This window comes from Pseudomonas sp. No.21, assembly GCF_054558415.1.
Genome location: NZ_BAAJNO010000011.1, coordinates 102,876 through 124,578, shown reverse-complemented (window position 1 = coordinate 124,578; position 21,703 = coordinate 102,876). Strand labels below are relative to the sequence as shown.

The following is a 21,703-nucleotide window of genomic DNA, read 5'->3' as shown; positions in this document are numbered from 1 at the left end:
TTGATGGAAAAGGTGTCTCCATGAGCAACGTCGACCACGCCGAAATCGCCAAATTCGAGGCCCTCGCCCACCGCTGGTGGGACCGCGAAAGCGAATTCAAACCGCTGCACGACATCAACCCCCTGCGGGTCAACTGGATCGACGAGCGGGCCCGCCTCGCCGGCAAGACGGTGCTGGACGTCGGTTGCGGCGGCGGCATCCTCAGCGAAGCCATGGCCCAGCGCGGCGCCAAGGTCACCGGCATCGACATGGGCGAAGCGCCCCTGGCCGTGGCCCGCCTGCACCAGCTGGAATCCGGGGTACCGGTGGAATACCGCCGCATCACCGCCGAGGAACTGGCCGCCGAAATGCCCGGGCAGTTCGACGTGGTCACCTGCCTGGAGATGCTCGAGCACGTGCCCGACCCGTCCTCGGTGATCCGTGCCTGCCAGACCCTGGTCAAGCCCGGCGGCCAGGTGTTCTTCTCCACCATCAACCGCAATCCCAAGGCCTATCTGTTCGCCATCGTCGGCGCCGAATACATCATGGGCCTGCTGCCACGCGGCACCCACGACTTCAAGAAATTCATCCGCCCCTCCGAACTGGGTGCCTGGAGCCGCGCCGCCGGCCTGCAGGTCAAGGACATCATCGGCCTGACCTACAACCCGCTGACCAAGCACTACAAGCTGGCCAGCGACGTGGACGTCAACTACATGATCCACACCCTGCGCGAGGAGTGACGGCCATGCGCCTCAGAGCGGTTCTCTTCGACATGGACGGCACCCTGCTGGACTCGGCGCCGGACTTCATCGCCGTCGCCCAGGCCATGCGCACGGACCGGGGCCTGCCGGCCCTGGACGACAAGCTGATCCGCGACCAGGTTTCCGGCGGCGCCCGCGCCATGGTCGCCGCCGCCTTCGGCATGGACCCGGAGGCCGTGGGATTCGAAACCCTGCGCCAGGAATTCCTGGAGCGCTACCAGGCTCATTGCGCCGTGTTCACCCGCCCCTTCGACGGCATCGACGCACTGCTGCAGGACATCGAGAAGGCCCGCCTGATCTGGGGCGTGGTCACCAACAAGCCGGTGCGCTACGCCGAGCCGATCATGCAGCAGCTGGGCCTGGCCGACCGCTCGGCGATCCTCATCTGCCCGGACCACGTGACGCACAGCAAGCCCGACCCCGAACCCCTGCTGCTGGCCTGCAGCCGCCTGCAACTGGACCCGGCCAGCGTGCTCTTCGTTGGCGACGACCTGCGCGACATCGAGTCCGGCCGCGCCGCCGGCACCCGCACCGCCGCCGTCACCTACGGCTACATCCACCCCGACGACAACCCCAGCCACTGGGGCGCCGACGTGGTCGTGGACCACCCCCTCGAATTGCGCGCCGTGCTCGATCGCGCGCTGTGCTCATGCTGAGCCGGAAGCTGAAAGCCTGAAGCAGGAAGCGATCCGCATGCTTCCAGCTTTCAACTTCAAGCTTCCAGCTCTCCGAAGGAGTTTCATATGTTTCAATATTCCGCCCGCCCCGACCTGCTCAAGGGCCGGGTCATCCTGATCACCGGCGCCGGCCGAGGCATCGGCGCCGCCGCCGCCAAGACCTTTGCCGCCCACGGCGCCACCGTACTGCTGCTGGGCAAGACCGAGGCCAATCTCAACCAGGTCTATGACGAGATCGAAGCAGCCGGTCATCCGCAGCCGGCGGTCATCCCCTTCAACCTGGAAACGGCCCAGCCGCACCAGTACGACGAGCTCTCGGCCATGGTGGAGAACGAGTTCGGGCGCCTCGACGGCCTGCTGCACAACGCCTCGATCATCGGCCCGCGCACGCCGCTGGAGCAGTTGTCGGGCGACAACTTCATGCGCGTCATGCAGGTCAACGTCAACGCCATGTTCATGCTGACCAGCACCCTGCTGCCCCTGCTGAAGCTGTCCAGTGACGCCTCGGTGGTCTTCACCTCCAGCAGCGTCGGTCGCAAGGGGCGCGCCTACTGGGGGGCCTACGGCGTCTCCAAGTTCGCCACCGAGGGCCTGATGCAGACACTGGCCGACGAACTGGACGGCATCGCCAACGTGCGCGCCAACAGCGTCAACCCCGGCGCCACCCGTACCAGCATGCGCGCCCAGGCCTACCCGGGCGAGAACCCGGAGGTCAATCCGGAGCCCGAAGCCATCATGCCGGTCTACCTCTACCTCATGGGAGCGGACAGCACCGGCGTCAATGGCCAGGCGTTCGACGCGCAATAACCCGCCCCACGCGGCGACCGGCGAGGTCGCCGCGCCTTCCGCCATTAAACCGGCACCGCACACGCGTGAACGGCATCACATTGCCAGCCGTTCGCCAAATCACCGGCAAGAGCTTGCCACCGGCGTTTTGCCAGCATCCTCAAGACATTGAATCCAAACGCTTTTGCGTTCGAAATCGGACTTTGGCACGGAAATCGCTCTGACCACCTCGTCGTCGCTTCGAGCGTCAGAGGTTCGCCAAATGGTCCCGTCCACCCCTACCAACACCATAGATTTCGATGCCGCCAAGCTGCAGCGCCTGGGCTTCACCAGCCCGGCCCAGAGCAAGCTCCGGCAGATGACGCTGCTGGAACTGCGCCGCCAGTTGAGCATGCAGTTGCAGACCAGCCTGGATGTGGAACGCATCGTCAGCCTGTTCTTCCGTGAAGTGCAGCGCCTGGTGCCACTCGATGCCCTGGCCTACGTGCATCAGAGCAGCGACCTGCGCCTGGAATATGGCGAACGCGCCGCGCATTCGGCCGGCTACCGCCTGAGCCACGAAGGCGAATACCTGGGCGAGTTGATCTTCCGTCGCCGCCAGCGCTTCGACGAGGCCGAACTCGGCCAGCTCGAATCCCTGCTGGCCTGCATGCTCTTCCCGCTGCGCAACGCCCTGCTCTATCGCACCGCGGTGCAATCGGCGCTGCGCGACCCGCTCACCGACACCGGCAACCGCATCGCCATGGACCAGGCGCTGCAACGCGAGGTGGACCTGGCGCGTCGCAGCCAGCAGCCGCTGTCGGTGCTGATGCTGGACATCGACCACTTCAAGCGCATCAACGACGAATACGGCCACAGCACCGGCGACGAAGTGCTCAAGGCCGTGGCCACCACCCTCAAGGCCAAGCTGCGCAACGTCGACATGGTGTTCCGCTATGGCGGCGAGGAATTCCTCGTCCTGCTCTCCAGTACCTGTCGCGAAGCCGCAGGCATGGTCGGCGAACGCCTGCGCATGGGCGTCATGGAAATCCAGCACCTTGTCGGCGGACGCCCGATCGAGCTGTCCATGAGCCTGGGCTGCGCCACCCTGCTGCCGGCCGAATCGGTGGACAGCCTGCTGCGCCGCGCCGACAGCGCCCTCTACGTGGCCAAGCGCAACGGCCGCAACCGCCTCTCCATGGCCGGCTGACCGCTCGACGACGCGAACGACACCTATGAAAAAGGGGCCATCAGGCCCCTTTTTCATTGCATCGGCGGATCAGCGCTTGCGACCGAAACCCGGACGCTGTCCATCGCCCGCCGGCGGGTTGGTGCGCTTGTTCACCGGGCGCTGCGGCTTGCGCTGCGGGCGTTCGGCCACTTCGCTCGCATCACCCTGGGGCTTGCCGCGGGGTTTCTTGGCGACGTCACGCGGGCGTTCGGCCAGCGGCGTGCTGCGGCCCTGCTCGCCACGGGCGGCCGGGCGCGGTGCGCGGGTCGGACGCTCGGCGCCTTCGCCACGCGGGCTGCGAGCCGGACGCTCGCCACCTTCACCACGCGGCGCGCGGCTCGGACGCTCGGCACCCTCGCCACGGCCACGAGCGGGACGCTCGCCAGCTTCGCTGCGCGGGCCACGGGCGGGACGGTCGCTGCCCTGGCGATTGCCACGGCCGCTCACCGGCTTGACCAGCTTGCGCTGCATGCGCTCGACCTTGTCCTTGTGCTTGGTGGAGACCTCCGGCAGCAGGATCGGCTTGAGGCCGACCTCGCCACTGAGGATGTCCACCTCGGACTGGCCCATCTCGCGCCAGCGGCCCATGGTCAGGTCGGAAGTGAGGAACACCGGGCCGAAGCGCACGCGCTTCAGGCGGCTGACCACTACGCCCTGGGACTCCCACAGGCGACGTACCTCGCGGTTGCGCCCCTCCATGACCACGCAGTGGTACCAGTGGTTGAAGCCTTCTCCGCCGGGCGCTTCCTGGATGTCGGTGAACTTGGCGGGGCCGTCTTCCAGCATCACGCCGTTCTTCAGGTTCTCCAGCATCTCCTCGGTGACTTCGCCGCGCACACGCACGGCGTACTCGCGGTCCATCTCGTAGGAGGGATGCATCAGGCGGTTGGCCAGCTCACCATCGGTGGTGAACAGCAGCAGGCCGGTGGTGTTGATGTCGAGACGGCCGATATTGATCCAGCGACCGGCACGCAGGCGCGGCAGACGTTCGAAAACGGTGGGGCGGCCTTCCGGGTCGTCGCGGGTGCAGACCTCGCCGTCGGGCTTGTTGTAGATCAGCACGCGGCGGACGGCTTCGGTCTCTTCCTCGCGCTTGAGCAGGCGGCCGTCGACGCTGATGGCGTCATGACGGTCGACGCGCTGACCAAGGGTCGCGGCGACGCCGTTGACCTTGACGCGGCCCTCGGTGATCCAGGCCTCGATGTCGCGGCGCGAAGCCAGGCCGATGCGGGCGAGGACCTTCTGCAGCTTTTCCCCAGCGGGGCTGTAATCGTCTTCGTTCATCTGGGCACCTCCCGGTGTAGTCGTTCAAAAAGGTCGCGCATCATACGCGGCGGGCGAACCTCAGGCTAGCTGAGTCCGCAGGGGTCGTCAGTGTTTTCGCCGGCCGGTCGCAGCCAGGGCCAGCAGGCGCATGTCGGCCTCGGCCAGCACCTCGCGGCGCTCCGCCTTGCCAAGTTTCTTCCAGGCCTTGATCTCGCCACGGGTACGCCCGCAGCCCCGGCAGACATCGTCGGAGAACTGGCAGACCTTGATGCAGGGGTCCTTCATCGTCGCGCCTCGTCTTTCGGCCTCAGTGGCGGGTCTCGTCGGAGCCATCGCCCAACAGCGCCGCGTCGCCCTCCTCCGCCTCGGCAGGCGCCTCAGCGGTCGGCTGCTCGGTTTCGGGGGCGGGCAGGTCGTCGAAGTCGATCTTCAGGCCCTGTTCCATGGTGTCCAGCTCCGCCAGCAGCGAGCGGAAGCTGGTTTCCTCGCGGGGCTCGGCCGGCTCCTCGCCCGCCAGGCCGGCACGGGCCTGCAGGCCTTCGGGCACCGGCACGTCGACATCATCGAGGGCCAGCACCGGCTCGGGCTCCAGCTCGCGCAGGGCGGCCAACGGCGGCAGCTCGTCGAGGTTCTTGAGGTTGAAATGATCGAGGAAGGCCTTGGTGGTGGCGAACATCGCCGGACGGCCGGGCACGTCACGGTAACCGACCACGCGGATCCACTCGCGCTCCATCAGCGTCTTGACGATCTGGCTGTTCACCGTCACGCCACGGATATCCTCGATCTCGCCCCGGGTGATCGGCTGGCGGTAGGCGATCAGGGCCAGGGTCTCCAGCATGGCGCGCGAGTAGCGCTGCGGGCGCTCCTCCCAGAGGCGGCCGACCCAGGGAGCGAAGCGCTCGCGCACCTGCAGACGGTAACCGGATGCCACTTCCTTGAGTTCGAAAGCGCGCCCCTTGCAGGACGTGGCCAGGATCGCCAGTGCGGCACGGATCTGCGCGAGCTCCGGTCGCTCGGCTTCCTCGAACAATTCTGCGATACGCTCCAGCGACAGCGGCTTGCCGGAAGCCAACAGGTAAGCCTCGAGCAGGGAGGCCAGCTCCTTGGGGTCGTTCAGGTTCATCTACTCGGCTCTTGCACGGACGTGGATGGGTGCGAAGGGCTCATTCTGCACCAGCTCCACCAGTTGTTCCTTGATCAGCTCCAGCACCGCCATGAAGGTCACCACCACGCCCAGGCGCCCTTCCTCGGCGGTGAACAGGCTGACGAACGGCAGGAAGGCGCCGCCTTTCAGGCGCTCCAGCACCTCGCTCATGCGCTCGCGGGTGGACAGCGCCTCGCGGGTCACCTGGTGGCTTTCGAACATGTCGGCGCGGCGCAGCACCTCGGCCATGGACAGCAGCAACTCTTCCAGGCTGACGTCCGGCAGCAGCTTGCGCGCCCGTGCCTCGGGGGCATCCAGGCGCGGCACGGTGGTGTCGCGGCCGACCCGCGGCAGCATGTCGATGCCCTCGGCGGCGGCCTTGTAGCGCTCGTACTCCTGCAAGCGGCGGATCAGCTCGGCACGGGGGTCCTCCTCCTCCGCCTCGGCCTCGCTGGAGCGCGGCAGCAGCATGCGCGACTTGATCTCGGCGAGCATGGCGGCCATCACCAGGTACTCGGCGGCCAGTTCCAGGCGCACGGACTTCATCAGCTCGACGTAGCCCATGTACTGGCGGGTGATCTCCGCCACGGGGATGTCGAGGATGTTGATGTTCTGCTTGCGGATCAGGTAGAGCAGCAGGTCGAGCGGCCCCTCGAAGGCTTCGAGGAACACCTCCAGGGCATCCGGCGGGATATAGAGGTCGACAGGCAGCTCGGTGACAGCCTGCCCGTAGACCAGGGCGAAGGGCAGCTCCTGCTGGGCTCCTGCCTGGCTGTCGACCTGGGGCGCAGCCTCTGCGCTCACGCCTCGGCGTCCGTGGTGAAGGGCGTGGGGTCGCCGCAACCGGCACGCACCAGGCGCGGCTCGCCTTCGGAAAGGTCGACCACGGTGGAGGCCTCCATGCCGCCATAACCGCCGTCGATGATCAGGTCCACCTGGTGCTCGAGGATCTGGCGCATTTCATAGGGATCGCTCATCGGCAGCGCTTCGCCGGGCAGGGTCAGGGTGGCGCTCATCAGCGGCGCCCCCAGCTCTTCCAGCAGCGCCAGGGCGATGGGGTGGTCCGGCACCCGCAGGCCGATGGTACGGCGCTTGGGGTGCAGCAGCATGCGCGGCACCTCGCGGGTGGCACTGAGGATGAAGGTATAGGGGCCGGGGGTATGCGCCTTGAGCAGGCGGAACGCCGCAGTATCGACCTTGGCGAACAGCCCCAGCTCGGAAAGATCGCGGCAGACCAGGGTGAAATTGTGCTTGTCGTCCAGACGGCGCAGGCGGCGGATGCGCTCCACGCCGTTCTTCTCGCCGATGGCGCAGCCGACCGCATAGGAGGAGTCGGTCGGATAGACGATCACGCCCCCCGCCCTGACGATCTCCACCGCCTGCTTGATCAGCCGCGGCTGGGGATTCTCCGGGTGGACCTGGAAAAACTGACTCACGTTATCTCCCTGCTCAGCGTTCAGTTGGTCGTTGTGCATGTTGGAAACGCGCCGCCAGGGGCGACAGGTCCTCCGGTATGGGTCGGTAAACGCCCAGCTCCGACCAGTCCCCAGGTGCATGGAAATCGCTGCCGGCGCTCACCAGCATGCCGAATTCGCGAGCGAGGATGGTCAGCGTGCCCACCTGCTCCGCAGGCTGCATGCCGTTCACCACCTCGAGCGCATGACCGCCGGCGGCGATGAAATCCGCTACCAGCTTGCGACGCTTGGTCTTAGTGAAGTCGTAATGGTAGGGATGCGCCAGGCTGATCCAGGCCCCGGCGGCACGCAGCGTACCCACCGCCTCGGCCAGGGTCGGCCAGTGCTGCTTGACGTCGCCGAGCTTGCCCGAGCCCAGCCACTTGCGAAAGGCCTCCGCGCGATCGCGCACATGCTTCTCGCGCACCAGGAATTCGGCAAAGTGCGGCCGCGCCGGGGCGTTGCCGCTGTCACCCAGCTCGCGCTGGATCGCCCGCGCACCCTCCAGCGCACCGGGCATGCCCTTGGCCGCGAGACGACGGTCGATCTCCTCGGCCCGCGACCAGCGCCCCTGGTGCAGGTCGGCGATGGCCTGGCGCAACTCCGGGGCGTCCGGACGAAAGGCATAGCCGAGCACGTGAATCGTCGCGCCGCCCCAGGTGCAGGACAGCTCCACGCCGTCGATCAGTTCGATATCCAGCCCGGCGGCAGCGCTGCGGGCCTCTTCCAGCCCCTCGAGGGTGTCGTGGTCGGTCAGCGCCAGCACCCGAACGCCCTTTTCATGGGCGCGCGCCACCAGCACGGCGGGCGCCAGGGCGCCGTCGGAGGCCGTGCTGTGACAGTGCAGATCAATGTGCATGGCATGCGCTTTCGCTAAGGGAATGGTTTGTTATTATGCCGGCACATCCCGCTTCTGGCTGCCGCCGTGAAACAATTCATCGACTTCATCCCGCTCATCCTCTTCTTCATCGTCTACAAGCTCGACCCCCGCGCCATCGAATTCGCCGGGCACAGCGTCATGCTGGGCGGCATCTTCAGCGCCACCGCCGTACTGATCGCCGCCTCGGTGGTGGTCTACGGCGCGATCTTCCTCACCCAGCGCCGCCTGGAGAAAGGCCAGTGGCTGACCCTGGCCGCCTGCCTGGTATTCGGCGGCCTGACCCTGGCCTTCCACAGCGAGACCTTCCTCAAGTGGAAGGCACCGGTGGTCAACTGGCTGTTCGCCCTTGGCTTCGCCGCCAGCCACTTCATCGGCGACAAGCCCCTGATCCAGCGCGTCATGGGCCACGCCGTCTCGCTGCCCCAGGCCATCTGGGTGCGCCTGAACCTGGCCTGGATCGTCTTCTTCCTGTTCTGCGGCTGCGCCAACCTCTTCGTCGCCTTCACCTACCAAGAGTTCTGGGTCGACTTCAAGGTCTTCGGCAGCCTGGGCATGACCCTGCTGTTCCTCATCGGCCAGGGCATCTTCCTGGCGCGCCACATGCACGATCCCGAATCCGAAAAAACTCAAGAATAAGGACCATCATGCTCTACGCGATCATCTCCTCCGACGTTGCCGACTCCCTGGAAAAGCGCCAGGCCAACCGCCCCGCGCACCTCGCCCGCCTGGAGCAGCTGAAAGCCGAAGGCCGCCTGGTGCTGGCCGGCCCGCACCCGGCCGTGGACAGCAACGACCCGGGCAGCGCCGGCTTCACCGGCAGCCTGGTCGTCGCCGAGTTCGAATCCCTGGTCGCCGCCCAGTCCTGGGCCGAAGCCGATCCGTTCCGCACGTCGGGCGTCTACGCCAGCGTGATCGTCAAACCCTTCAAGCAGGTCTTCTGACAGCAGCACACCGAATCCATTCAGGAAACAGGAGTTCCGATGCGCCACGCCTCGCTGTCCCTGCTGTTCGCCCTGTCCCTCCTCGCTCCGCTGGCCCAGGCCGATGAAACCTTGCCGACCGTCGCTCCTAGCGCGTCGGTCGAGCCCCGCCCGGTGGAGAACGTCGCCGCGCAGGAGCTGACCGTCCTGCAACAGCGCCTGGCCGAAAGCGAGCGCCAGCGCAACGAGCTGGCCGCCCAACTGGCCAACGGCACCACGGCCGAGCGCGACACGGCGCTGCTCTCGCGCCTGCGCCAGGAAAACCAGCGCCTGAAGCTGCAACTCAAGGAAGCCCAGGCGAACCGCTCCCCGAGCCTGGTCAGCGATGACCAGATGTGGTTCGCCATCGGCGGCGGCGTGGCACTGCTTTCCTTGCTGATCGGCCTGTTCGCCCGTGGCGGGCAACGCCAGCGCCGGCAGTGGATCAACTGACGAATCGACGGCCATGAGCGAACTGCTGCTTATCGATGACGACCAGGAGCTCTGCGAGCTGCTCAACAGCTGGCTCAGCCAGGAAGGCTTCAGCGTGCGCGCCTGCCATGACGGTGTCAGCGCACGTGCCGCCCTGGCCGCCCATGCCCCGGCGGCCGTGGTGCTCGATGTGATGCTGCCCGACGGCAGCGGCCTGGAGCTGCTCAAGCAACTGCGCAGCGACCACCCGGAGCTGCCGGTACTGATGCTTTCTGCGCGAGGCGAGCCGCTGGACCGCATCCTCGGCCTGGAACTGGGTGCCGACGACTACCTGGCCAAGCCCTGCGACCCGCGCGAGCTCACTGCCCGCCTGCGCGCCGTGCTGCGCCGCACCCAGCCGCCATCGCAATCCAGCCAGCTGGAGCTGGGTGACCTCTGCTACAGCCCGGTGCGTGGCGTGGTCAACGTCGGCGAACACGAGATCAGCCTCACCGTCTCCGAAGGCCGCCTGCTCGAAGCCCTGCTGCGCCAGCCCGGCGAGCCGCTGGACAAGCAGGAACTCGCGCAACTGGCCCTGGGCCGCAAGCTGACCCTCTACGACCGCAGCCTGGACATGCACGTCAGCAACCTGCGCAAGAAGCTCGGCCCACACGCCGACGGCAGGCCGCGCATCGTCGCCCTGCGCAGCCGCGGCTATTACTACAGCACCTGAGGCAGGCTGCCCGGGCCTCGCCCCGGCTCGTCCCGAGCCATTCGTATCGGCGAGCTGAACCTCTCTTTACCCAAGCTTTACCCAGGCCTGACCGCCCTTGACCTTGCCCTCCCTAGACTGAGCACATCCGGCAACCAGCCGGTTCAGAAACAAGGAGATAGACCATGCGCAAGACAATCGCCGCCCTGTTGCTCGCAGCCGCCCTGCCCACCGTCGCCATGGCCATGCCCGAAGACGGCCCCGGCCCGGAGCGCGGCTTCGGCGGCCCCGGTCACGGTGGCCCCGGCCTGTTCAAGGAGCTGGACCTGAGCCGCGAACAGCGTCACCAGGTCGGCAAGCTGATGGGCGATTCCATGAGAAGCCGCCACGACATCACCCAGAAGTACCTGGACAAGCTGCCCGCCGCCGACAAGAAGGCCATGCAGGACGAACTGAAGGCCAGCGAGGAAAAGAACCGCGCCGACATCCGCGCGCTGCTCAAGCCCGAGCAGCAGAAGGAGTTCGACGAGCTGCAGAAGAAGATGGAGGAGCGCCGCGCCGAACGCGCCGAGTTCGAGGCCTGGAAAGCCCAGCGCGCGCAGAAGACCCAATGACCCTGGCGGCCTGACCGCCAGCCCCAGTGCCCATCAGGCACCCGCCTGATGGGCTTTGCCGTTTCCGGAGGAGACTCGCGTGCGTTCACTGTTCTGGCGGATCCTCGCCGCCTTCTGGCTCGCCCTGGCCTTGGTCGCCGGCCTCGCCATGCTGCTGGGCCGCGCCCTCAACCAGGACGCCTGGATCCTCAGCCGCCACCCTGCCCTGCAGGGCCTGGCGGAAACCCTGGTGCAGCGCTACGAGGTCGGCGGGCCGGACGAGGTGCAGCGCCTGCTCGAACAGTTCAAGCGCCGCGCCCGCATCGACGTGCAGATCCTCAACGACAGCGGCCAGCCGGTGGTGCGCGGCACCTTCCCGCCCCGCGCCGCCGCCTTCGAGGCCCGCCAGCACGACGAGCGCCTGCCCTGGCGCCGCCTCACCGAGGAATACACCAGCCCGCGCAGCGGCGACTCGTTCCTGCTGATCTACCGCATCCCCTACCCCGAACTGGAAGCCTGGCACCGCGGCAGCCTGCTCTGGCCCTTCAGCGCCCTGGGCATCGCGCTGGTGGTGCTGACCCTGTTCAGCCTGGCACTGACCCTCTATATCACCCGTCCGTTGAACCGCCTGCGCCGTGCCGTGCACGACCTCGGCAAGACCGCCTACCAGCAGGACAGCCTGGAACGCCTGTCCCGGCGCCGCGACGAACTCGGCGTGCTGGCCGGCGATTTCAACCGCATGGGCCAGCGCCTGCAGGGGCTGATCGGCAGCCAGCGCCAGCTGCTGCGTGACGTCTCCCACGAGCTGCGCTCGCCCCTGGCGCGCCTGCGCATCGCCCTGGCCCTGGCCGAACGCGCGGGGCCCGAACAGCGCGAGGCCCTGTGGCCGCGCCTGGGCCAGGAATGCGACCGGCTGGAAGCGCTGATCAGCGAGATACTCGCCCTGGCGCGCCTGGATGCCGAACCCGGTGCGACCCACCCGATCGAGCTGCGTCCGCTGCTGGCGGGCCTCGCCGACGACGCGCGCCTGCTGTACCCCGAGCAGCGCGTCGAGATCCGCTGCCCCGCCGAGCTGCGCCTGGACGGCTGGCCGGACATGCTGGAGCGCGCCCTGGACAACCTCCTGCGCAACGCCCTGCGCTTCAACCCGGCCGAACAGCCGGTGGAACTGGACGCCAGCCAGGCCGACGGCCTGTTGCGCGTGCAGGTCCGCGACCACGGCCCCGGCGTTGCACCGGAGCACCTGGCGCAGTTGGGCGAGCCCTTCTACCGTGCCCCGGGCCAGGCTGCAGCGGGCCATGGCCTCGGGCTGGCCATCGCCCGTCGCGCCGTGGAACGCCACGGCGGCTCGCTGGCGCTGGCCAACCACCCCGGCGGTGGCTTCGTCGCCAGCATCGAACTGCCGCTGCACCCGCAAGGCCGAGTGCCCCCCAGGCAATGAAAAACCCGGCGGAGGCACCTCCAGCCGGGTTCTTCGGTGCCGCCGTCGATGATCAGCCCCAGGCGTTCACGAAATCAGCCGGAGCCAGCTCCGGCGGGCTGCGGCGCTCGCCCTCCACACTGCCCAGGTAGAGGAAACCCACGACCTGCTCGTTGTCGGCCAGGCCCAGGCCACGGGCGACACGAGGGTCGTAGCTCAGCTCGCCGGTGCGCCAGATGGCGCCCAGCCCCTGCGCATGGGCGGCAAGCAGGATGCCGTGGGCGGCACAGCCCGCCGACAGCACCTGCTCACTTTCCGGCACCTTGTGCCCGGCGGTCAGGCGGGCGATCACCACCACCACCAGCGGCGCACGCAGCGGCATGCCGAGGGCCTTGTTCACCGCCGCCTCGGGAGCCTGCGGGTCCTTGGCCTTCACCGCCTCGGCGAACAGCTCGCCCAGCCGGTTGCGGGCCTCGCCCTCGATGGTGAGGAAGCGCCAAGGCCGCAGGTAGCCATGGTCCGGAGCGCGCAGGGCGGCACGGAACAGCACCTCGCGTTGCGCCGCATCGGGCGCCGGCTCCACCAGCCGGGACAGGGATACGCGGTTGAGCAGAGCGTCGAGAGCCTCCATCGGCCACCTCCAGATTCGAGTGAAGCGGCATTCTAGCCGAAGTTGCGAAGCATTCCGGGCCTACACGCCGCTTTACAGCCCGACGTACCTGCGTAGAATCTCGCTCCTCCTTCCCCGGTCCAGACATGCCATGGCGCTGCCGACCCTCCGCACCATCGCCTTCATCATCGGCATCTTTCTCATCACCCTGTCGATCAGCATGGTGGTGCCGATGCTGGCGCTGCTGGTGTTCGATCGCACCGACGACCTGAGTGCCTTCACCTGGTCGAGCTTGATCACGTTCATCTCAGGCGTCGCCCTGGTGGCCCAGGGCCGGCCCGAACACGTGCACATGCGCCCCCGCGACATGTACCTGCTGACCACCGCCAGCTGGGTGGTCGTGTGCTGCTTCGCGGCGCTGCCGATGGTGCTCATCCAGCACATCAGCTACACCGATGCCTTCTTCGAAACCATGTCCGGCATCACCACCACCGGCTCGACCGTCCTCACCGGGCTGGACTCCGCCTCGCCCGGCCTGTTGCTGTGGCGCTCGATGCTGCACTGGCTGGGGGGCATCGGCTTCATCGGCATGGCCGTGGCGATCCTGCCGCTGCTGCGTATCGGCGGCATGCGCCTGTTCCAGACGGAATCCTCCGACTGGGGCGAGAAGGTGATGCCGCGCTCGCACATGGCGGCCAAATACATCCTCCTCGTCTACATCAGCCTCACCGCCCTGGGCACCCTGGCCTTCTGGCTGGCGGGCATGACCCCCTTCGACGCCATCAACCACGCCGCCTCGCTGATCTCCACCGGAGGCTTCTCCACCTCCGACAGCTCCATCGCGAACTGGCGGCAGCCAGCGGTGCACTGGGTCGCCGTGGCGGTGATGATCCTCGGCAGCCTGCCCTTCACCCTCTATGTCGCCAGCCTGCGCGGCAACCGCAAGGCCCTTGTCCGCGACCACCAGGTGCGGGGTTTCATCCTCTTCCTGGTCACCACCTGGCTGCTCTTCGGCACCTGGTTCTGGGCCAACTCGGAAAACAGCTGGATCGACGCCGTCCGCATCGTCGCCGTCAACGTCACCTCGGTGGTCACGACCACCGGTGTCGCCCTGGGCGACTACACCCTGTGGGGCAGCTTCTCGGTGATGCTCTTCTTCTACCTGACCTTCGTCGGCGGCTGCTCCGGCTCCACCGCCGGCGGCCTGAAGATATTCCGCTTCCAGGTCGCCCTGGTCATGCTCAAGGCCAACCTGCAGCAACTGGTGCACCCGCGAGCGGTGATCCGGCAGAAATACAACGGGCACAACATCGACGAGGAAATCGTCCGCTCGCTGATCACCTTTTCCTTCTTCTTCACCGTGACCATAGGCGTCATCGCCCTGGGCCTCTGCCTGATCGGCCTCGACTGGACCACCGCCATCACGGGCGCCGCCACCGCGGTCTGCAACGTCGGCCCCGGGCTGGGACCGACCATCGGCCCGGCCGGCAACTTCTCCAGCCTGCCGGATGCGGCGAAATGGCTGCTGACCTTCGGCATGCTCCTCGGCCGCCTGGAGATCCTCACCGTCCTGGTGCTCTTCACCCGCGCCTTCTGGAAGCACTGAACCCCGGAGGCGGCGAGCATGGACAGGTCGCCCAGCCCGGATAGAATGGCGACCTCGACAACTCAGAGCTCGACCCATGGCATTGCCGACCCTGCGCATCATCGGCTTCATCATCGGCATATTCCTGATCACCCTGGCCGTGAGCATGGCCATCCCCGTGCTGACGCTGTTCATCTTCGAACGCACCCAGGACATCCACTCCTTCGTCTGGTCGAGCCTGATCACCTTCCTCGCCGGCCTGGCGCTGGTCATCCCCGGGCGCCCCGAGCACGTGCACCTGCGCCCGCGCGACATGTACCTGCTCACCGTTTCCAGTTGGGTGGTGGTGGCGATCTTCGCCGCGCTGCCGTTCCTCTTCACCCAGCACATCAGCTACACCGATGCCTTCTTCGAGAGCATGTCGGGCATCACGGCCACCGGTGCCACCGTGCTCAGCGGGCTGGACACCATGTCACCCGGCATCCTCATCTGGCGCTCGCTGCTGCACTGGCTCGGCGGCATCGGCTTCATCGGCATGGCGGTGGCGATCCTGCCGCTGCTGCGCATCGGCGGCATGCGCCTGTTCCAGACCGAGTCCTCCGACCGCTCCGACAAGGTCATGCCGCGCTCGCACATGGTGGCCAAGTTCATCGTCCTGGTTTACGTCAGCTTCACCCTGCTCGGCACCCTGGGCTTCTGGCTGGCCGGCATGAACGCCTTCGACGCGGTCAACCACGCCATGTCGGCGATTTCCACCGGTGGCTTCTCCACCTCCGACCAATCCCTGGCCAAGTGGCACCAGCCGGCCGTGCACTGGGTCGCGGTGGTGGTGATGATCCTCGGCAGCCTGCCCTTCGCCCTCTACGTCTCCACCCTGCGCGGGCACCGCAAGGCGCTGATCAAGGACCACCAGGTGCGCGGCTTCCTCGGCCTGCTGCTGGTGATCTGGCTGGTGCTCGGCACCTGGTACTGGGCGACCACCGAGCTGCATTGGCTCGACGCCCTGCGCCACGTGGCGGTCAACACCACCTCGATCCTCACCACCACCGGCTTCGCCCTGGGCGACTACAGCCTGTGGGGCAACTTCTCGCTGATGCTGTTCTTCTACCTGGGTTTCATCGGCGGCTGCTCCGGTTCCACCGCCGGCGGCATCAAGATCTTCCGCTTCCAGGTCGCCTACATCCTGCTCAAGGCCAACCTCTACCAGCTGATCCACCCCCGCGCGGTGATCAAGCAGAAATACAACGGCCACCGCCTCGACGAAGAGATCGTCCGCTCGATCCTCACCTTCTCCTTCTTCTTCACCATCACCATCTGCGTCATGGCCCTGGGGCTGTCGCTGATGGGGGTGGACTGGATCACCGCACTCACCGGCGCCGCCAGCAGCGTGTCCGGCGTCGGCCCGGGCCTGGGTGAGGTGATCGGGCCGGCGGGCAACTTCTCCAGCCTGCCGGACGGCGCCAAGTGGCTGCTCTCCATGGGCATGCTGCTGGGCCGCCTGGAAATCATCACCGTGCTGGTGATCTGCACGCCGTATTTCTGGAGGCATTGAGGCTCCCGCACGCGCTGAGGCCTGCAGGTCGTGCCGTGCGAATCGGCTCTCGCTTTTCAGGTGGAGATCGGGCGGCGGCGGATGCCAGGCGGCGCATGCGCCGCTGGGCGACTGAAGTCGCCCCTACGGCCTTCTACGTCCTGCAGACCCCGAAAGGCGATTACAGGCGCGCGCGGTACTCGCCGGGGGTGACATCGAACCAGCGGCGGAAGGCGCGGAAGAAGTTGCTCGGGTCGGCGAAGCCCAGCAGGTAGGCGGTCTCCAGCAACGTCAGGTTGGGCTGCGCCAGGTACTGCTCGGCCAGCTCGCGACGGGTGTCGTCCAGCAATTGCTGGAAGCTGGTGCCCTCTTCCTGCAGGCGGCGCTGCAGGGTGCGCTGGGACAGGTGCAGGGTGCTGGCCACCACCTCGCGCTTGGGTTCGCCCTGGGGCAGCAGTCGGCACAGTACCTGGCGCGCCTGGTGGGTCACGCGGCTGCCGGAGAAACGCGCCAGGTACTCGCCAGCGAAGCGGTCGTGCAACTGCGCCAGTGATTCGTTGGCCGTGGGCAGTGGCGTCTCCATGTCGGCGCGGTCGAACAGCAGCGCATAGTGCTCGGCGTTGAACCGCAACGGCGCCTGGAACACCTGGCGATAGGGCTCCATGTCCGCAGGCGGCGGGCCCTGGAAGCGGATTTCCAGCGGGTTGATCGGCCGCCCCGTCATCCAGCGGCAGAAGGCCAGGGAATAGGCCATGGACGCCTCGGCGCTCTGCCGTGCCGGCGGCAGGCGGTCGCCATGGATCGCCAGGACCAGCGCATAGCCCTCGGCCGTGGCGCGAAAGCTCAGGTCCGCGCCCTCGGCGATGATCCGCTGGTAGCGCACCAGGCGGGCGAAGCCTTCCTTGAGGGTGCGGCTGGACATCAGCGCATACCCCACCACATGGAAGGACGCCGGCCTCACCACCTTGGCCATGTTCAGGCCGATGGCCGGGTTGCCCGACAGCTCCACCGCGCGCAGCCACAGGCGGGTCATGCCGTCCTGGGGGAAGCGGGCATCGGGATCGTTCAGGGCGGCGTAGTCGAGCCCCAGTTCGGGGAACAGGTTGCGGCAGTCGACGCCGCCCATTTCCAGCGCCTGGACGATCCCCAGGGCCCAGCTCGATGACGTGGTACGTTCGCTCATGGCGCCTTCTTGTTCTGTCAGACGGAGACCACAGGACAGGGTCTGGCGACGAAGGATACTAACCCAAGAGGGTGAATGTAAGGCCCAGTGTTTACGCGGGTTTCGGCGAAACTGCTCCACCGAAAAAGGGGTATAACGGGTCTGAATTGGGCTGGTTATGCCAGCTTAATGACAGGCTACCCGGCCCATTGCTCACCCGCCACAGTGCATTTATTGTGACTGCGTAACGCCATATACATGACACGGAGGTCGCAATGCGTGCAGCAATTCTCGCTGCTGGCTTGGCTCTACTCTGCGGCTGCGCTGCAGACGTGAAGAAAGGTTCCTCATCTGATATAGCGCTACCTGCCGATACGCGCGCAAACCTAGTTGTGAACTTCCGCGGAGACCAGAAGGTTACCTCCAGCGAAGACTGGGGTCGGTTCCGCACGATGTGGAAGAAGGCACTGGCAACTGAGGCCTATCCATACGGATACAAGGTCATCGATCAGTATGGAGCGCCCCGAGCAACGGACGCTCCCGCCCTCCTCCTCGTAATCGATGTCAGCAAGTTCCGCTACGTAACGACCAGCATGCGCTACGGCCTAGGCCTGTGGAGCGGCAACGCCTGGGTCATGTCCAGCGTATCAATCCGAGACGGGGAGACTGGACAGGAGTACGGAAGCCGGACCTATGACACTAGATCCACGGCCTGGGAAGGCATCTTCTCAGCGATGACTGACAAGCAGCTCGCGGCCATTTCTAAAGAGATGATCTCGGAGATCAAAACAGCGCGTGCGTTGCCGCCAAAGCCGCAGCCGACCGCTGCGGAGGCAATCAGTCTACCGAAGGAACAACGGATCAAGCTACTCCAGCAGCAGAACCTCCCATATGACCAGTACCAGCTGGAGTACCGGAGGATCATGGGGGAGTGACTCCAGGGGGTTACCAGGTTTGTGCAACGGTGATTCCATTGTGTTCTGGAATGCCAAAAAAGCTTGACTAAACTGCAGAGCCAATAGCCATAAATGAAACGGAATTCAAATGAAAAAACAGCTGATTGAGCCAAGACTTATTGGACGGCGGTTCGATGACCACACAATTCCCCTCGAGGTACTTAAGGATATTTCAGTACTGGAGGAGTTTATTATTGCCGTCGCAAAGTGGCTATATGTACAAGATCACGACGGAAGGGTCAGAAGTCCAAAGGGCTTTGCTGCCGCGCTTTCGATTGCGCTATCCGGCGTTAGAAATGGAAGTGCCATACCAGCAATTGCCTTTTCATACGATGATGGCACCGGAGGTCTTTTGCCCCCAGCGAATGAAGAGTACTTCGTTCGCGCCACTGAATGCATTGGCAGAGCCATAGACGCTGCTGTATATAAAGAGAACATCACGCAACATGTTCCTACAGCGCTCCTCGGATATTTTGATCGATTTGGCAGAAGTCTCAGAGATGGTGAGGCTTTAGAGCTATTCCCGAACAGCATTAGGAAAGGAACGCTTACTAAGCCGACAAGACGGCTTCTGTTGCTAGCATCTCAGAATCAAATCATCACAGACGAAATTATTATAAGAGGATTGGTTCCTGAGATAAATCAGAACCGAATGAGTTTTGAGATCCAGACTCCTGGAGGGAGGAAGATTGATGTCAAGATGGATGCCGTTCATCTTGACACCATACTGGAAGCTACCAATGGATACCGAAATGGCATTAAAATTTCGGTAAAAGGTGTCGGCCGGTACGACAGAACAGGCCGACTGCAGTCTATTGAAAGTATTGAAGAGGTGGTCATCATAGATATGAATGATCCACTTGCAAGAATTGATGAGCTTCGCCTATTAAAAGATGGCTGGCTAGATGGAATCGGATTGGCGCCAAAGGCCTCCGATTTGGATTGGCTGGAGCACTTTTTTTCTGAGCGATTCCCGAGCAGCTGCTACCCATTCATTTATCCAACCGAAGAAGGTGGAGTGCAACTTGAATGGGAAAGCAAGAGCCATGACATCAGTATCAAACTGGACTTCCGGCGTAAAGCCGTCGAAGTTCACGACCTTTCCTCTGAGCAGGAGGAAGATTGGTTTGAAGAGTTCTCTCTTGAAAATTTTGAGAGACTGGAGCAGACCATAAATAAATCTGTAAAGTTCGTCATGGATGACATTCAATGAACGATGACACTATGCTTCTTCGCCAAGTGAATCCGAGCTTTGTTCAATCAGGAAGAGTCACTTCACAAGTATTTTCACCAACCCCAAAAGATGAAAACAAACTTTCATGCTATGACGGTGACTTGATTACCGCACGCCTCTCGCACCAGCATTTCACTGAAACTCTAGGCTTTCGCTCTACAGGTGTTCTTGGAGTTACTGTTAAGGAATGCACAGATTTGGAACTCCCCTCCAAGCCAGATCCTGACCCATTTCCAGAGCACGCAGTTATAGACTTCGAAGGGAAGTCAAAGAAAGAGATCGAAAGGAAGGCTAAAGAGCTCAGAGGCATCGCAACAACCCGCGGATACCAGTACCAACCATGAGCTAGTAGCCCCGCCCAGTGCGGGGCTTTTTCATTCCGCCCTACACCTCATACGACTCAGCTAGCCGGCATCCGAACCCTTGTAGAAGTGAGACCAAGCCAGACCGCTGAAACCCAAGATTCCAGCCACCAAGCTGTCGTTTTCCTTCAAGGCCACGTACAAACCCAGAAGCTCAAACGGCTGCAGCTTCGGCTTTCCATCCACCAGTACTATGTGCGCCCCCGCCTGCCACAGTACATACAGAGCAAAAGCGGCCAGCCCCACAGTGATGCCACCCCACACAAACATTCCTATGTCTCTTAGAGTCATACCTGATCCTCCCTGATGTTGGTTTGACCGGTATAGCTCAAGGCCAGCACCGCGCAAATGCAACTACCGCCCAGGCCCTGGTCTATTCTGTGGGGAGATCATCATGTGCGGACGCGTCGCCCAGTAGGCCATGCCGGTCAGCTCTGCCACTGATTGCCCCCTGAACAGCAGAACCCTCCCTTGCTGTTTTCGCCCCTCATCCTGAAGCCGGCGGTCTCTCCATCTTTATCCCAGTAGAAGGATGTCGAGATGTTGGCCGGGTTCGGCGATAATGCCGCTCCTGAAATCACCAAGGACATGGAATGTTCTCTCGCAAAAGCTCCGCGGCCCTCAATGGGATCGCATTCATCATCTCGGGCGCCATCCTTCTTTTTTGCCTTCCGAAACTCGTCCACTGGGTCTCCTTGCTAGTGGTCGTGCCTGCGTTGCTGGTAGGGCTACTGCCAGAAGCGATTGGGGGGGGGGAAATCAGGTTTATCGCGGTCTATTTCGCAGTTGGAGCTGCTTGGGGCGCTCTGCGTAAGCTGCCTTCCAAGCCGTCGGAGTTCCTCAAAGCAATCAGCATTCGCTTCGGGCTGTTTTCGGTCCTTCCTGGAGTCGCGTTCCTCCTCATGGTCTACTTCGCCGATATTTAGGGCAGCCCTCTGGTCTAGCCTTCCTGCACCATTTCGAGGGGTGTTGTGGTCAACGAAAACTGGACACTCGTTTAGGTTTATCCGGCCAGTGATTAGTTTCCGCTGGCGTTCTGTTGCCGTTGTAGCTTGTGTGGCCATTGATGGTTGTAGTAATCCGTCAGGTAGCGCAGCACATCAGCCCCAGCTTGTCCTTGGCTGGCATAGCCACGCTACAAATCCATGACTGCTACCAGATAGATCCAGCGATTACCCGCCCAGATGTATGTCACATCACCGCACCACACTTGGTTGGGGTCGCTCACTGTGAACTGCCGATCCAATGTGTGGTTACGCACACATCTCATGGCTGGGCAAAGCTTAACGCCCTATCGGGGTATCCAGAATCATTGAGCCATAACACTGCCAAGCGCCACAAAGCGCACACTAGAGACGAGATCAACAGCTACGAACCGCAGCTGCATCACACCAAAAACTCTTGAAGCCAGGACTCGAAGTCCTGGCTATAGCTCTACTGCCCGCCGACAGGTTGCGGATCTTGAGCCTCGCGGTCGCGCTTAAAGGAACTACGACTCTGTCGAGCAGCCTTCTTCCGGGTGCCGCCGTTGCACTCCTGGCAGGACAGGGTGAGGTTATAGAGCGAATCCGAAAATAGGCCAGCTGTCAGACCTTGCACGGCGTCCTGTTCCAATCGCTGCGGCGCTGTGTGATCGCCCTGTATACCGGCCGAGGTGATCCAGCGCTGACACCATTCGCACCGGAAGAAAATCTGCCTCTGCCCACGAATATCCTCTACGGCGAATAGCGATTGACGGTAAGCGCGATTGATGACCATCGCCTTATACGAATGGCCAGGCCAATCGTCGATATTCCAACTTCTTCCATCGACATCTCTGTACTCAGGCATTTCCGTGCCCTCCATGCTTGATCGCGTAGAGAGGCATAGACCACTGTCGCGACGCCTGCCCGACTGGCCGACAAACGACCTTATCCAACCTGCGGAGTTATCTGCGCAAAGCCTTGAGCGATGCTGTGGACGATGAGCTGATCGATTCCAACCTCTTGCTGGCTGTGAGTATCGAACTAAA

Annotated in this window: 26 protein-coding genes and 1 pseudogene; 16 read left to right on the top strand and 11 right to left on the bottom strand. The window is 64.2% G+C overall.

Features of this window, described 5'->3' with window-relative positions:
• The first annotated feature begins 20 nt into the window (after positions 1-20).
• The 4 genes from ubiG (at position 21) to ACYJSS_RS22805 (ending at position 3,392) form a co-directional block, all read left to right on the top strand.
• Positions 21-719, top strand: a complete 699-nt coding sequence (ubiG, locus tag ACYJSS_RS22820) for a bifunctional 2-polyprenyl-6-hydroxyphenol methylase/3-demethylubiquinol 3-O-methyltransferase UbiG (protein ID WP_111259474.1) — start codon at positions 21-23, stop codon at positions 717-719.
• Between the two features lie 5 nt (positions 720-724).
• Complete coding sequence (mupP, locus tag ACYJSS_RS22815; protein ID WP_111259475.1) at positions 725-1,396, top strand: N-acetylmuramic acid 6-phosphate phosphatase MupP; 672 nt, start codon at positions 725-727, stop codon at positions 1,394-1,396.
• An 87-nt stretch (positions 1,397-1,483) separates the two neighbouring features.
• Positions 1,484-2,224, top strand: a complete 741-nt coding sequence (locus ACYJSS_RS22810) for a YciK family oxidoreductase (protein ID WP_111259476.1) — start codon at positions 1,484-1,486, stop codon at positions 2,222-2,224.
• Between the two features lie 241 nt (positions 2,225-2,465).
• Positions 2,466-3,392 carry a GGDEF domain-containing protein gene (locus ACYJSS_RS22805; RefSeq protein WP_111259477.1) on the top strand — a complete coding sequence of 309 codons (927 nt, stop codon included), beginning with the start codon at positions 2,466-2,468 and terminating at the stop codon, positions 3,390-3,392.
• Positions 3,393-3,461: 69 nt separating this feature from the next.
• On the opposite strand, the gene rluB is transcribed toward ACYJSS_RS22805, so the two are convergent.
• From rluB to ACYJSS_RS22775, 6 genes are all read right to left on the bottom strand, one after another.
• Positions 3,462-4,697, bottom strand: coding sequence for a 23S rRNA pseudouridine(2605) synthase RluB (rluB, locus tag ACYJSS_RS22800; RefSeq protein WP_111259478.1), 1,236 nt, complete (start codon positions 4,695-4,697; stop codon positions 3,462-3,464).
• An 87-nt stretch (positions 4,698-4,784) separates the two neighbouring features.
• Positions 4,785-4,964, bottom strand: coding sequence for a DUF1289 domain-containing protein (locus ACYJSS_RS22795; protein WP_111259479.1), 180 nt, complete (start codon positions 4,962-4,964; stop codon positions 4,785-4,787).
• Positions 4,965-4,986: 22 nt separating this feature from the next.
• Positions 4,987-5,802: an SMC-Scp complex subunit ScpB gene (gene scpB, locus ACYJSS_RS22790; RefSeq protein ID WP_111259480.1), complete on the bottom strand. Its 816-nt coding sequence runs from the start codon at positions 5,800-5,802 to the stop codon at positions 4,987-4,989.
• Positions 5,803-6,501, bottom strand: a complete 699-nt coding sequence (locus ACYJSS_RS22785; protein ID WP_178082910.1) for a segregation and condensation protein A — start codon at positions 6,499-6,501, stop codon at positions 5,803-5,805.
• A 122-nt stretch (positions 6,502-6,623) separates the two neighbouring features.
• Positions 6,624-7,259, bottom strand: coding sequence for an L-threonylcarbamoyladenylate synthase (locus ACYJSS_RS22780; protein WP_236205377.1), 636 nt, complete (start codon positions 7,257-7,259; stop codon positions 6,624-6,626).
• A gap of 13 nt (positions 7,260-7,272) precedes the next feature.
• Entirely contained in the window at positions 7,273-8,136 is an 864-nt protein-coding gene (locus ACYJSS_RS22775) for a PHP domain-containing protein (protein ID WP_111259483.1), read from the bottom strand.
• Positions 8,137-8,202: 66 nt separating this feature from the next.
• On the opposite strand from ACYJSS_RS22775, the gene ACYJSS_RS22770 reads away from it, so the two are divergent.
• The 6 genes from ACYJSS_RS22770 (at position 8,203) to ACYJSS_RS22745 (ending at position 12,273) form a co-directional block, all read left to right on the top strand.
• Positions 8,203-8,793: a septation protein A gene (locus ACYJSS_RS22770; protein WP_218281304.1), complete on the top strand. Its 591-nt coding sequence runs from the start codon at positions 8,203-8,205 to the stop codon at positions 8,791-8,793.
• Positions 8,794-8,801: 8 nt separating this feature from the next.
• On the top strand, positions 8,802-9,098 hold the full coding sequence (locus ACYJSS_RS22765; RefSeq protein WP_111259485.1) for a YciI family protein: 297 nt from the start codon (positions 8,802-8,804) through the stop codon (positions 9,096-9,098).
• 39 nt (positions 9,099-9,137) lie between these two features.
• Positions 9,138-9,569 carry a hypothetical protein gene (locus tag ACYJSS_RS22760; RefSeq protein WP_111259486.1) on the top strand — a complete coding sequence of 144 codons (432 nt, stop codon included), beginning with the start codon at positions 9,138-9,140 and terminating at the stop codon, positions 9,567-9,569.
• Between the two features lie 13 nt (positions 9,570-9,582).
• The gene (locus ACYJSS_RS22755) at positions 9,583-10,260 is read left to right on the top strand and encodes a response regulator transcription factor (RefSeq protein WP_111259487.1); all 678 of its coding nucleotides are present in this window, start codon (positions 9,583-9,585) and stop codon (positions 10,258-10,260) included.
• Positions 10,261-10,424: 164 nt separating this feature from the next.
• Positions 10,425-10,853 carry an LTXXQ domain protein gene (locus tag ACYJSS_RS22750; protein WP_111259488.1) on the top strand — a complete coding sequence of 143 codons (429 nt, stop codon included), beginning with the start codon at positions 10,425-10,427 and terminating at the stop codon, positions 10,851-10,853.
• Between the two features lie 79 nt (positions 10,854-10,932).
• Positions 10,933-12,273 (top strand): sensor histidine kinase, encoded by a 1,341-nt coding sequence (locus ACYJSS_RS22745; protein ID WP_111259489.1) that lies wholly within the window; start codon positions 10,933-10,935, stop codon positions 12,271-12,273.
• Positions 12,274-12,325: 52 nt separating this feature from the next.
• Here the strand turns inward: ACYJSS_RS22745 and ACYJSS_RS22740 are convergent, their stop codons facing one another.
• Complete coding sequence (locus ACYJSS_RS22740; protein ID WP_236205378.1) at positions 12,326-12,883, bottom strand: nitroreductase family protein; 558 nt, start codon at positions 12,881-12,883, stop codon at positions 12,326-12,328.
• Positions 12,884-13,013: 130 nt separating this feature from the next.
• Here ACYJSS_RS22740 and ACYJSS_RS22735 point away from each other — a divergent pair, with 130 nt between their 5' ends.
• Both ACYJSS_RS22735 and ACYJSS_RS22730 read left to right on the top strand, forming a co-directional pair.
• The gene (locus ACYJSS_RS22735) at positions 13,014-14,468 is read left to right on the top strand and encodes a TrkH family potassium uptake protein (RefSeq protein WP_111259491.1); all 1,455 of its coding nucleotides are present in this window, start codon (positions 13,014-13,016) and stop codon (positions 14,466-14,468) included.
• Positions 14,469-14,544: 76 nt separating this feature from the next.
• Positions 14,545-15,999 carry a TrkH family potassium uptake protein gene (locus ACYJSS_RS22730; protein ID WP_111259492.1) on the top strand — a complete coding sequence of 485 codons (1,455 nt, stop codon included), beginning with the start codon at positions 14,545-14,547 and terminating at the stop codon, positions 15,997-15,999.
• Positions 16,000-16,159: 160 nt separating this feature from the next.
• On the opposite strand, the gene ACYJSS_RS22725 is transcribed toward ACYJSS_RS22730, so the two are convergent.
• A complete protein-coding gene (locus ACYJSS_RS22725; protein ID WP_111259493.1) occupies positions 16,160-17,161 on the bottom strand; it encodes an AraC family transcriptional regulator in 1,002 nt (333 codons plus the stop codon).
• Between the two features lie 254 nt (positions 17,162-17,415).
• Between ACYJSS_RS22725 and ACYJSS_RS22720 the strand changes: the two genes are divergently transcribed.
• The 3 genes from ACYJSS_RS22720 (at position 17,416) to ACYJSS_RS22710 (ending at position 19,674) form a co-directional block, all read left to right on the top strand.
• Complete coding sequence (locus ACYJSS_RS22720; RefSeq protein ID WP_111259494.1) at positions 17,416-18,075, top strand: hypothetical protein; 660 nt, start codon at positions 17,416-17,418, stop codon at positions 18,073-18,075.
• Between the two features lie 109 nt (positions 18,076-18,184).
• A complete protein-coding gene (locus ACYJSS_RS22715; RefSeq protein WP_111259495.1) occupies positions 18,185-19,309 on the top strand; it encodes a hypothetical protein in 1,125 nt (374 codons plus the stop codon).
• Positions 19,306-19,674 (top strand): hypothetical protein, encoded by a 369-nt coding sequence (locus ACYJSS_RS22710; RefSeq protein WP_111259496.1) that lies wholly within the window; start codon positions 19,306-19,308, stop codon positions 19,672-19,674. The genes ACYJSS_RS22715 and ACYJSS_RS22710 overlap by 4 nt, the downstream gene beginning before the upstream one ends.
• A 60-nt stretch (positions 19,675-19,734) precedes the next feature.
• Here the strand turns inward: ACYJSS_RS22710 and ACYJSS_RS22705 are convergent, their stop codons facing one another.
• Complete coding sequence (locus ACYJSS_RS22705; RefSeq protein ID WP_111259497.1) at positions 19,735-19,983, bottom strand: hypothetical protein; 249 nt, start codon at positions 19,981-19,983, stop codon at positions 19,735-19,737.
• 302 nt (positions 19,984-20,285) lie between these two features.
• Between ACYJSS_RS22705 and ACYJSS_RS22700 the strand changes: the two genes are divergently transcribed.
• Entirely contained in the window at positions 20,286-20,618 is a 333-nt protein-coding gene (locus ACYJSS_RS22700; RefSeq protein WP_111259498.1) for a hypothetical protein, read from the top strand.
• 212 nt (positions 20,619-20,830) lie between these two features.
• Here ACYJSS_RS22700 and ACYJSS_RS22695 read toward each other — a convergent pair.
• Together ACYJSS_RS22695 and ACYJSS_RS22690 are read right to left on the bottom strand one after the other, a co-directional pair.
• Positions 20,831-20,944: pseudogene (locus ACYJSS_RS22695) on the bottom strand (IS3 family transposase); the annotation flags it as partial.
• Between the two features lie 182 nt (positions 20,945-21,126).
• Positions 21,127-21,522, bottom strand: a complete 396-nt coding sequence (locus tag ACYJSS_RS22690; RefSeq protein WP_111259499.1) for a hypothetical protein — start codon at positions 21,520-21,522, stop codon at positions 21,127-21,129.
• Positions 21,523-21,703: the final 181 nt, after the last annotated feature.

Coding starts and splice junctions, on each gene's coding strand:
- ubiG (WP_111259474.1), top strand. CDS start 21: ATGAGCAACGTCGACCACGCCGAAATCGCCAAATTCGAGGCCCTCGCC.
- mupP (WP_111259475.1), top strand. CDS start 725: ATGCGCCTCAGAGCGGTTCTCTTCGACATGGACGGCACCCTGCTGGAC.
- ACYJSS_RS22810 (WP_111259476.1), top strand. CDS start 1,484: ATGTTTCAATATTCCGCCCGCCCCGACCTGCTCAAGGGCCGGGTCATC.
- ACYJSS_RS22805 (WP_111259477.1), top strand. CDS start 2,466: ATGGTCCCGTCCACCCCTACCAACACCATAGATTTCGATGCCGCCAAG.
- rluB (WP_111259478.1), bottom strand. CDS start 4,697: ATGAACGAAGACGATTACAGCCCCGCTGGGGAAAAGCTGCAGAAGGTC.
- ACYJSS_RS22795 (WP_111259479.1), bottom strand. CDS start 4,964: ATGAAGGACCCCTGCATCAAGGTCTGCCAGTTCTCCGACGATGTCTGC.
- scpB (WP_111259480.1), bottom strand. CDS start 5,802: ATGAACCTGAACGACCCCAAGGAGCTGGCCTCCCTGCTCGAGGCTTAC.
- ACYJSS_RS22775 (WP_111259483.1), bottom strand. CDS start 8,136: ATGCACATTGATCTGCACTGTCACAGCACGGCCTCCGACGGCGCCCTG.
- ACYJSS_RS22765 (WP_111259485.1), top strand. CDS start 8,802: ATGCTCTACGCGATCATCTCCTCCGACGTTGCCGACTCCCTGGAAAAG.
- ACYJSS_RS22760 (WP_111259486.1), top strand. CDS start 9,138: ATGCGCCACGCCTCGCTGTCCCTGCTGTTCGCCCTGTCCCTCCTCGCT.
- ACYJSS_RS22755 (WP_111259487.1), top strand. CDS start 9,583: ATGAGCGAACTGCTGCTTATCGATGACGACCAGGAGCTCTGCGAGCTG.
- ACYJSS_RS22750 (WP_111259488.1), top strand. CDS start 10,425: ATGCGCAAGACAATCGCCGCCCTGTTGCTCGCAGCCGCCCTGCCCACC.
- ACYJSS_RS22740 (WP_236205378.1), bottom strand. CDS start 12,883: ATGGAGGCTCTCGACGCTCTGCTCAACCGCGTATCCCTGTCCCGGCTG.
- ACYJSS_RS22735 (WP_111259491.1), top strand. CDS start 13,014: ATGGCGCTGCCGACCCTCCGCACCATCGCCTTCATCATCGGCATCTTT.
- ACYJSS_RS22730 (WP_111259492.1), top strand. CDS start 14,545: ATGGCATTGCCGACCCTGCGCATCATCGGCTTCATCATCGGCATATTC.
- ACYJSS_RS22725 (WP_111259493.1), bottom strand. CDS start 17,161: ATGAGCGAACGTACCACGTCATCGAGCTGGGCCCTGGGGATCGTCCAG.
- ACYJSS_RS22720 (WP_111259494.1), top strand. CDS start 17,416: ATGCGTGCAGCAATTCTCGCTGCTGGCTTGGCTCTACTCTGCGGCTGC.
- ACYJSS_RS22715 (WP_111259495.1), top strand. CDS start 18,185: ATGAAAAAACAGCTGATTGAGCCAAGACTTATTGGACGGCGGTTCGAT.
- ACYJSS_RS22710 (WP_111259496.1), top strand. CDS start 19,306: ATGAACGATGACACTATGCTTCTTCGCCAAGTGAATCCGAGCTTTGTT.
- ACYJSS_RS22705 (WP_111259497.1), bottom strand. CDS start 19,983: ATGACTCTAAGAGACATAGGAATGTTTGTGTGGGGTGGCATCACTGTG.
- ACYJSS_RS22700 (WP_111259498.1), top strand. CDS start 20,286: ATGTTCTCTCGCAAAAGCTCCGCGGCCCTCAATGGGATCGCATTCATC.
- ACYJSS_RS22690 (WP_111259499.1), bottom strand. CDS start 21,522: ATGCCTGAGTACAGAGATGTCGATGGAAGAAGTTGGAATATCGACGAT.